Origin of the sequence: Gracilibacillus sp. YIM 98692, from assembly GCF_010993965.1 — a bacterium.
Classification (GTDB): domain Bacteria; phylum Bacillota; class Bacilli; order Bacillales; family Amphibacillaceae; genus Gracilibacillus.
In genome coordinates this window covers 55,431-65,303 of record NZ_WIXM01000018.1, presented here as the reverse complement: position 1 = coordinate 65,303, position 9,873 = coordinate 55,431, and the positions used below count along the sequence as shown (strand labels likewise).

Sequence of the window (9,873 nt, the reverse complement as noted above, 5' to 3'; positions counted from 1 at the left end):
CGATCAAATATCGAGCTCAGTTTGAACAAGTAGCGTAAAAAGTGTCCAATAAATGGGGGTCACTCCAAAACACAGGTGCATCCTGTGGGGTCTTCGAACACGTGTTATTTCCGCTACGTATCTTGCCTACGTTAATAATGATGTTCTTATTTTTGAAAGAAAAAGCTTTTGAAATCAGTGTTACATGGAGTGCCTCTCACTCGAACAGAAAAACACACGAAGCTGCGGAAAAATGCGACACTCCTGGGGGAACAGCGCGAGCTGAAGATCCCGCAGGCAGTGGATTTCTGCCGAGGAAGCTGAAGCCGTGCCCCCGGAAAGGGAGTGTTTTTCCGCAGCGCTGGACTAGCACACATCTCTGAAAGAAAGGAGAAAGTCTTGCTGATGAGAATATTCATTATGTCGAAGTTTTGTTCAATTGTGCAGTAAAACAACAGCGAATGCGAAAAGATCCTTTTATTCAGTTGAGTTTAGCCATTGCTGTTTCCATTCTTTATTCTTATCTGTTAATTTCTCATTATGAGAAGATACCATAGCTGTTTTACTAGCATCTGGTTGAATATACTTTTTGATTTTATTCACTGCATTTGCTGCATCTTGAAAGGCACCAGCTATTAGATGTAACTTGCCATCATGGTGTAATATATCACCCGCGGCAAATAGGCCCTCAACAGATGACTCACTCATTGGAGTTCCTTTGATGTAAAAATCATCCACTGTGAGCACATCTACACTACTATTATTTAGTAAAGAGGCGTCCCTTTCATAGCCATGATTAATAATTACTTCATCGGTGCTTATACATCTCTTTTCTTTCGTCTGATGATTGGTTAACTCCACCTGATCAATGACATCTTTTTGATGTAAAGCCATTAAACAAGTGATTGAATTATGTAAACATAATTCAATAGAACTACCCTTTAACCGCTTCACCTGTGCCTCATGTCCTTTTAAATGCTCATTACGATAAATAAAATAAACTTTTTTAGCTACAGTTTCCAATTCATTAGCCCAATCAATAGCAGAATTACCACCACCAGATATTACAACCGTTTTATCCTTAAACCGCTTTAAAGATGGTACCGTATAATGTAAATTATGAACCTCAAACTTCTCAGCACCTTCTATGTTTAATTTATGTGGCGTGATAATACCACTACCCACTGCAACAATTACCGTTTTCGAAACATGATTTTCCCCATTATGTGTTCTCAATTGAAAAAAACCTTCCCTATTACGTTCTATCTGCTCTACCTTTTCGTTTAACACAACAGCAGGATTAAAGGTTAATCCCTGCTCTACTATTTGTCTCATCAGTGTAGATCCAGAAACAGGAGGCAGACCTCCGACATCCCAAATGATTTTTTCTTGATAGATATTTATTTTCCCACCCAAATTTGGTTGATACTCTATTATTTTCGTTTTTAAATCACGCAAACCACTATAAAAAGCAGAATATAGCCCAGCTGGCCCCCCACCAATAATAGTCACATCATATATTTCACGACGATCCAAATTAACCACCTCCAAATTGATAACGATTATCATTTTCATGAAAATATAAAGTATTTTACTTCTTTTTGCAACTTGACAAATACTATATAACTCTATATAGTAATAAATCGATACTGATAATCATTATCAACAAAATAGTTATAAAGGAGTTCAAATAAATGAAAAAATTATGGAGTATGATGGTTTTATTCCTTGTTATAATAAGTGCATGCGGTGAAAACGAAGAAGGAGAAACAAGCAGTGAAGAAGCAGAACTAGGGGACTCCACTATTACATATGAGTCAGAAAATGGACCTATTGAAGTACCTGCCAATCCAGAGCGTGTTGTTGTATTGTCTTCCTTTAACGCAGGTAGTGTAATGGCATTAGACGTAAATATTGTCGGAGCGGATAGCTGGGTCAAAAACAACGATAATTTCGCCCCTTATGTAGAAAATGCAGAGGAAGTAAGCGATGAAAGTTTAGAAAAAATCATTGAATTAGACCCAGATTTAATTATTGCCGCACCAACTAATAATAACCTTGATAAGCTAGGCGAAATTGCCCCTATTGTTACTTATACATATGGTAACGTAGATTATCTAGAGCAACATATTGAAATTGGCAAGCTGCTGAATAAAGAAGAAGAAGCAAGAACTTGGGTAGATGAGTTTACACAGCGTGCTGAAGAAGCGGGAGAAGAAATTAAAAGCAAAATCGGACAAGATACTACCGTTTCTGTTTTAGAAAGCTTTGACAAACAGCTATATGTATTTGGCGATAACTGGGGACGAGGAACAGAAATATTATATCAAGAAATGGAATTAGAAATGCCCCAAAAGGTAGAAGAAATGGCGTTAGAAGAAGGATACCTAGCGATCTCTCATGAGGTTATACCAGAATATGCAGGAGATTATGTCATTTTAAGCAGTGACGGAGCAGACAACTCCTTCAAAGAAACGGAAACTTATCAAAATATTCCTGCAGTTCAAAATGATCGCGTTTTTGAAACAAGTGCAGCAGAATTTTATTTCAATGACCCAATCACACTGGAGTATCAACTAGAATTTTTCCAAGATAAATTTCTAGCAGAGTAAACCTATATAAAGGAGGTTGACTACTAATCATGTCAACCTCTTCCTCTATTTATAAAATATTTCCAAAGAAAAGAAGAGATGATGATGTTGGATGAAAAAGAGAAATCAGTACCATATACAATAAAATTAATCATAGCGGCCCTATTCTTTGTCATCATCTTTATTGCAGCGATTTGGAATGGTGCTGCTAATGTGAACATCACAGATCTTTGGCATTTGTTACGATTAAATCCTGTGAATGATCAAGTCATCATGCTTCGAGATCTACGAGTGCCAAGAGAAGTAGGAGCTATTTTTGTAGGCGCCTCGCTTACGGTAGCTGGTGCGATTATGCAAGGACTGACGAGAAATCCTTTGGCAGATCCTGGGTTGCTTGGATTAACAGCAGGAGCAAATCTTGCCTTAGCGATTACCATCGCATTTATACCAGATGCAAATTATATGCGGATTATGATTGCATGTATTATCGGGGCTGCAGTAGGAACTGTTCTTGTCGTTGGTATAGGATCGATGCGATCTGGAGGATTTTCCCCCTTTCGAATTGTTTTAGCTGGTGCTGCTATATCAGCATTCCTATCTGCAATAGCAGAAGGTTTCGGAATTTACTTTAAGGTAGCGAAAGATGTGTCAATGTGGACAGCAGGCGGATTAATTGGTACGACATGGGGACAGCTTCAAATTGTTGTTCCGTTTATGGCTGCCGGCATTGTGATGTCCTTACTATTATCTAAACAACTAACACTCCTCACTTTTAGCGAAGATGTAGCTATTGGCTTAGGCCAAAAGACCTTAAAAATCAAAATAGCTTTATTCGGAATTATCATTGTTCTAGCAGGGACAGCTGTAGCTCTTGTTGGGAATATGGCTTTTATTGGTTTGATGATTCCACATATTGTACGCGCCATTGTCGGAACAGATTATCGCTACATATTGCCGATGTCTGTTTTTATAGGTGCTAGCTTTATGTTAATGGCAGATACAGCAGCTAGAACGATTAGTGCACCATACGAAACCCCTGTTGCTGCCATTGTTTCGATTATGGGGTTACCATTTTTCCTTTACTTGATTCGCAAAGGAGGAAATGGTATCTCATGAAGAGACATTTATTTATATTCATCATACTAATCTCTTTAATTGTCTTTACGTTGATTCTTAGCGTTGGAATAGGAGATTCGTCCCTATCCTATAATCGTTTAATTCCAACTCTATTTGGACAAGGCACCTTTAAAGAAACATTTGTCTTATATTCTATTCGATTACCGAGAATAATCGTAACATTACTATCTGGTATGGCACTTGCTTTATCCGGTGCCATCCTACAAGGGATTACAAGAAATGACTTAGCTGATCCTGGCATTATTGGTATTAACGCTGGAGCTGGCGTAGGAGTAGCGGTCTTTTATTTATTTTTTCCTGTTAAAGACAACACATTTGTATACTTGCTTCCGCTGATCGCATTCGTCGGAGCACTAATTACAGCTAGCCTTATATACTTATTTTCTTATGATAGGGCACAGGGACTACAGCCTGTTCGATTAGTTTTAACAGGTGTCGGATTTTCCATGGCACTTTCTGGCGTCATGATCATCCTTTTTTCATCTGTGGACCCATTTAAAGTTGATTTTATTGCCAATTGGCTAGCAGGTAATGTGTGGGGAACCGATTGGCCGTTTATATGGGCTATTCTACCATGGTTAGTTATTCTAGTACCATTCACCTTATATAAAGCCAGCCAATTAGATATTTTAGGGTTAGGAGAGTCAATTGCTCTAGGTTTAGGAATATCTATTGAAAAAGAACGTATATTATTATTACTTGCTGCAGTAGCACTCGCAGCATCCGCTGTAGCTGTGACAGGCGGGATTTCCTTTATCGGTCTAATGGCACCGCATATAGCAAGAGCGTTAGTAGGTCCTAAGAATCAATGGTTAATTCCAATTGCCATCTTTATCGGCGGTTGGTTATTACTATTAGCCGATACCATTGGGCGAAATATTGTTGATCCTGATGGTATACCAGCAGGCATTATGGTTGCACTAATTGGTGCACCGTACTTTATCTTTTTATTGTTAAGAAAGTGACTTTTTCCAAGCAGAAATATTACAAATAGTTTACATCTTGCGTAAATATGCTTAAACCTAGGTGTCAGTGGTATATAATGAATAGTAACAATGAAAAATGGCATTAATTAAAATGAATATACAATTAATGCAGAGGAGGTTCCCTGTTTTACATTACCCTTGGCACATAAGTCCTATCTCTAGCCGTATCATTCATAATTCCAAACCCTTTGAAGGAGGAATTCATTGTGAAATGTAAAAGCTGTGACGGTGTCGGTTTAGTACGTTGCCCCGATTGTTCCGGTGAAGGTATTGATTATGGGATTCACAAATGTAGAAATTGTGCTGGTGAAGGCGAATTGGCGTGTGCATCTTGTAAGGGAAACGGTAAAATAGGGCTTTTACAAAAGATAAAATCAAAATCCTAAAAGTTTCATGGAGAATCGGAGGTGGTCACCATCTCCGAATTTTTTATTTCTCATCACCAGAAAATGTTTTTACTAAAAAATCATAAAATAATGCCTCAGTAGGTAAAAGCTTTCGTTCTCTAGGATATATTACACCAACAGTTCGTGACAGCGAATCATTTTCAATAGGTACAATAAGTGTTGACCTTGGCGTATTGTCTACTAATGTCATTTCTGGCATTAAAGCCACTCCTAGACCAGCAGATACCAACCCTTTTAATGCATCTATGTCTTTTCCTTCAAATGCAATATTTGGTGAAAATCCAGCTCTATCACAAGCTTCTAACACTTGATCTCGAAATACAAAACCTGGTGGTAATAATACGAATGGATCTGCCTTTAAATCATGTAACTGAATCGATGTTCGACTAGCTAATGGATGATTTTTTGGTATAAGCGCCACAATTTTTTCTTTGAACAAAACGGTGCCATCTATCTTCCTATCTGTTTTGTTTTTTGGCATAGGCGCAATCATTGCTAGATTAAATTCCCCGCTAACGACCCCATCAATTAAATCATAGTAAAGTGCATTACTCATTTGAAATTGTGCTTTTGGATAAGACATTCGAAAAGAATAAATAATCGAGGGTAGCGTATGAGCTGCCATACTGATTGGAAACGCAATACGAACCGTCCCTTTTTCTGGAATTAAGTACTCCTTTACTTCACGTTTTGCTTCATCCATCATATTCATAATCAGATTCATTCGCTCATAAAAAACCCTGCCAATAGGAGTTAATTTTACTCTTCTTTTTTCATGTATAAATAGCTTTACACCTAATTCATCTTCTAAATTAAAAATTTGCCTGCTGACCGAAGATTGAGCAACATGTAAATAATGTGCTGCTTTTGTTACATGCTCTCTTTTAGCAACCTCCATAAAATATTGAATTTGCCGAAACTCCATGACATCCCCTCCACATCTCATGCATTTTATGCATCAACATTATCGTAAATGGATATTTCACCTATCATCTATTCAATTATAAAATAAAACCATTATGAAAAAAAATATTTAGTTATGATGAAGGAGAGGATATCATTGCCTGTATTAGAAAAAGAGTTAGGTGTACAACAGGTAGAACAATATATAGACGGTGTATTTGATAAAGTAAAAAAACGCAATCCAGAGGAAACAGAATTCCATCAAGCTGTGAAAGAAGTGTTAGAATCCCTAAAACCTGTTCTAAATAAAAAGCCAGTTTATATGGAAAAGGGAATTGTAGAAAGTATCGTAGAACCTGAACGTTTAATCACATTCCGAGTACCTTGGATAGACGAAAATGGAAATCTTCAGGTAAACCGAGGATTCCGTGTTCAATTTAACAGTGCCATCGGCCCTTATAAAGGCGGGTTACGTTTCCATCCTTCGGTGAATGCAAGCATTATTAAGTTTTTAGGCTTTGAACAAATTTTTAAGAACTCTCTAACTGGACAGCCAATTGGAGCAGGAAAAGGTGGATCTGACTTTGATCCTAAAGGAAAAACAGATCTGGAGATTATGCGTTTTTGTCAAAGCTTTATGACAGAATTAAGTAAACATATTGGTCCAGATACTGATGTCCCAGCAGGTGATATTGGGGTTGGCGCTAGAGAAATTGGATATATGTTTGGTCAATACAAGAAAATGCGCAGTGCATATGAAGCAGGTGTTTTAACTGGTAAAGGCATTCATTATGGAGGCAGTTTAGGTCGTAAAGAAGCTACTGGATACGGAACTGTCTATTTTGTCAATGAAATGTTAAAAGATAATGGTGCTAGCTTTAATAATAGTGCGGTGGTTGTATCTGGTTCTGGAAATGTATCCATTTATGCAATGGAAAAAGCTCAAGAACTGGGTGCAAAGATAGTTGCTTGCAGTGATTCCAGTGGGTACATTTATGATCCTAATGGCATAAATTTAGATACGGTGAAACGATTAAAAGAACTAGAAAATCAAAGAATAAGTGAATATGTTAAAGCACACCCGCTTGCCACTTTCCATGATAAATTTTCTGAAATTTGGTCAATTCCTTGTGATATTGCTTTACCTTGTGCAACACAAAATGAATTAGACAAGGAAGCTGCGGATATTTTAGTTCAAAATGGTGTTAAAGCAATCGGTGAAGGTGCTAATATGCCTTGTACTCAGGACGCTATAGAGGTTTTGATAGATCATAGGATATTGTTTGCACCAGCTAAAGCAGCAAATGCCGGCGGAGTAGCTGTTTCAGCATTAGAAATGGCTCAAAATAGTGCAAGGTTGTCTTGGCCGCTCACAGAAGTGGATTTAAAATTACAAGCTATTATGAAAGAGATTTATCGTGAAAGTAAAAAAGCTTCACATGAATATGATGCTGCCGGGAACCTTGTCATAGGTGCAAATATTGCTGGCTTTGTCAAAGTAGCAGACGCCATGATATCTCAGGGTGTTATTTAACATTAAAATATTCTATCAAACATTAGGTACATAAAATAAAGTACCTAATGTTTTTTTATATCTTTACTCTAAATTATTAAATTCTAAAAAAAATCAGCCCATTTACCATTTACACATGCTATCATAGAGTTATGATAAACGTTCTGACAAAAATGGAGGTAATATATGAATCAGCATATCTTAACTCGTCATAATGTAAAAAAGAAAGGAAATGGAAAACAACTCATTATTTTTGCACCTGGTTTTGGCTGTGACCAATCGGTTTGGAATACTGTATCGAAAGCTTTTGAAAGCGATTATAAGGTGGTGCTATTTGATTACGTGGGGATGGGCAATTCTGATGCCAGCGCCTTTAATAGAGAGAAATATAGTACACTAGATGGCTATGCACAAGATGTACTAGATGTATGTACTGCATTAGATGTAAAAGGTGCTATATTTGTTGGACACTCTGTAAGCAGTATGATCGGTATGCTGGCTTCACTGCGTCAACCTACATACTTTTCCCAGCTTATTATGATCGGACCATCACCGTGTTACTTGGATGACCCGCCAGAATACTTTGGAGGCTTCCAAAAAGAAGATTTAATTGGTTTATTAGATATGATGGAAAAGAATTTTATTGGATGGGCGAACGTATTTGCCTCGACCCTTGTTAATAGTACGGCTCAGCCAGAAGTTATGCAAGAATTAGAAGATCGTTTTTGTTCAACAGACCCTGTTATTGCGCGTCAATTTGCAGAAGCTTGTTTTTTTGCTGATAACCGACAAGATTTACCACATGTGACAGTACCATCTCTTATTTTACAATGTTCTCATGATTCGATAGCACCCGCTTCTGTTGGGCGTTATATTCACCAACATATACCGCAAAGTACCTTTAAACAGATGGAGGCAACAGGACACTGTCCACATATGAGTCATCCAGACGAAACTGTCAGACTTATTCATGATTACCTAGTCAACAAGGAAACAGGAGCAATCTCAACAGATACAGGTGACATATCATAATGGAAAAATATTGGAATCATGCACCATGTGGATTTCTTACACTCTCATATGATGGTAACCTTTTATCGATTAACCAAAAACTACTAGATATTCTAGATTATAACGAAAGTGAATTAGTCAATCAACATATCGATACAGTGCTGGCTAGATCTACCCGTTTGTTTTTTCAATTTTATTTTTTACCGTTAATATTGGAAAAAAAGCAAGTAGAAGAAATGTATATCACGTTATTAACAAAGTCTGGAAAAGAGCTGCCTATTCTGATCAATGCCTCTTTACAAGAACAAACCATTTTTTGTGTGATTGTCCCTATGACAAGACGGACGGAATATGAAAATCAAGTACTTACGGCAAAAAAAGAGGCAGAAGCATCTAAAGCCAAATTAGAAGAAGCTCTTCACACCATCGAACATAAGCAAAAAGAGTTAGCCGCTGTTAATAGGCAAAATGAAGCTTTTAAAATAGAAACTCAAAAAGAACTACAACTTGCTAAAAAAATACAAGAAACGCTATTAACTAAACCTGTTCAGAATAAAAATATTCAAATTGAATCGTATTATAAAGCCTCCAAGGAACTATCTGGAGATATTTATGGATTTTATCGAATTAATCAATATCAATATGGAATCATCATTATGGATGTGATGGGACATGGGATCTCTTCCTCGATGATTACGATGTCATTACATTCTAGATTCCAAAAATTGATTACAAAAGGAAAAACTCCTCAGGAAATCATGCAAGAATTAGATGGGCATTTACATCATTTATTTCATAATCATGAGGAAGCATGGCATTATTGTACAGCCATTTACCTTCTTATCGATACCAAGCAGCAGAGAGTTGAATATGTCAATGCGGGGCACCCACCGGCTATTTATCAAAGTCCTGAAGGAAAACAACAAGAGTTAGCAACTACCATGCTTCCAATTGGATCGTTTCATAACATTAATTTTCCATCGGAGATACTAGAATATGAAAAAGGTGGGCGATTCTTTCTTTATACCGATGGTGTGTCAGAACCTTTGGAACCCACTGGTTTACTGAATTTATTACATGAAAATGTAAACACCCCACCTTTTGAATTCAAGAAAAGAATCATACATGACTTAAGTAAAGCAAGTTTACATACCGATAAACAAGATGACAAATGCTTTATTATAGTGGATTTAAAATAATCAATAACATTTTAAAACTGAAAGAATCCCTTTTCACCTGATATAAGCTTGTTTTCTGAAAGAAGTCTAGGTTCATAGAATCATAGTCATTGGATGTTATTCCAATGATTTTTTTTAATCACTTGCGGATGCTTTTCCCATTCACCC

General features: G+C 37.0%; 8 protein-coding genes. 6 read left to right on the top strand and 2 right to left on the bottom strand.

Annotated elements, in window-relative coordinates; translation table 11 throughout:
- Positions 1-456: 456 nt before the first annotated feature.
- A complete protein-coding gene (locus GHD00_RS14315; RefSeq protein ID WP_163538839.1) occupies positions 457-1,515 on the bottom strand; it encodes an NAD(P)/FAD-dependent oxidoreductase in 1,059 nt (352 codons plus the stop codon).
- A gap of 158 nt (positions 1,516-1,673) precedes the next feature.
- Between GHD00_RS14315 and GHD00_RS14310 the strand changes: the two genes are divergently transcribed.
- From GHD00_RS14310 to GHD00_RS14300, 3 genes are all read left to right on the top strand, one after another.
- Positions 1,674-2,591, top strand: a complete 918-nt coding sequence (locus tag GHD00_RS14310) for an iron-hydroxamate ABC transporter substrate-binding protein (RefSeq protein WP_163538838.1) — start codon at positions 1,674-1,676, stop codon at positions 2,589-2,591.
- Between the two features lie 84 nt (positions 2,592-2,675).
- Positions 2,676-3,686: a FecCD family ABC transporter permease gene (locus GHD00_RS14305; protein ID WP_163538837.1), complete on the top strand. Its 1,011-nt coding sequence runs from the start codon at positions 2,676-2,678 to the stop codon at positions 3,684-3,686.
- Positions 3,683-4,672 carry a FecCD family ABC transporter permease gene (locus GHD00_RS14300; RefSeq protein ID WP_163538836.1) on the top strand — a complete coding sequence of 330 codons (990 nt, stop codon included), beginning with the start codon at positions 3,683-3,685 and terminating at the stop codon, positions 4,670-4,672. Before GHD00_RS14305 ends, GHD00_RS14300 begins: the two co-directional genes overlap by 4 nt.
- Before the next feature lie 450 nt (positions 4,673-5,122).
- Here GHD00_RS14300 and gltC read toward each other — a convergent pair whose 3' ends face one another.
- On the bottom strand, positions 5,123-6,025 hold the full coding sequence (gene gltC / locus GHD00_RS14295; RefSeq protein ID WP_163538835.1) for a glutamate biosynthesis transcriptional regulator GltC: 903 nt from the start codon (positions 6,023-6,025) through the stop codon (positions 5,123-5,125).
- A gap of 135 nt (positions 6,026-6,160) precedes the next feature.
- Between gltC and gdhA the strand changes: the two genes are divergently transcribed.
- The 3 genes from gdhA (at position 6,161) to GHD00_RS14280 (ending at position 9,726) form a co-directional block, all read left to right on the top strand.
- Positions 6,161-7,537: an NADP-specific glutamate dehydrogenase gene (gene gdhA, locus GHD00_RS14290; protein ID WP_240468712.1), complete on the top strand. Its 1,377-nt coding sequence runs from the start codon at positions 6,161-6,163 to the stop codon at positions 7,535-7,537.
- Positions 7,538-7,702: 165 nt separating this feature from the next.
- Positions 7,703-8,548, top strand: a complete 846-nt coding sequence (locus GHD00_RS14285; protein WP_163538833.1) for an alpha/beta fold hydrolase — start codon at positions 7,703-7,705, stop codon at positions 8,546-8,548.
- Positions 8,548-9,726, top strand: coding sequence for a SpoIIE family protein phosphatase (locus GHD00_RS14280; RefSeq protein ID WP_163538832.1), 1,179 nt, complete (start codon positions 8,548-8,550; stop codon positions 9,724-9,726). The genes GHD00_RS14285 and GHD00_RS14280 overlap by 1 nt, the downstream gene beginning before the upstream one ends.
- Positions 9,727-9,873 lie beyond the last annotated feature (147 nt).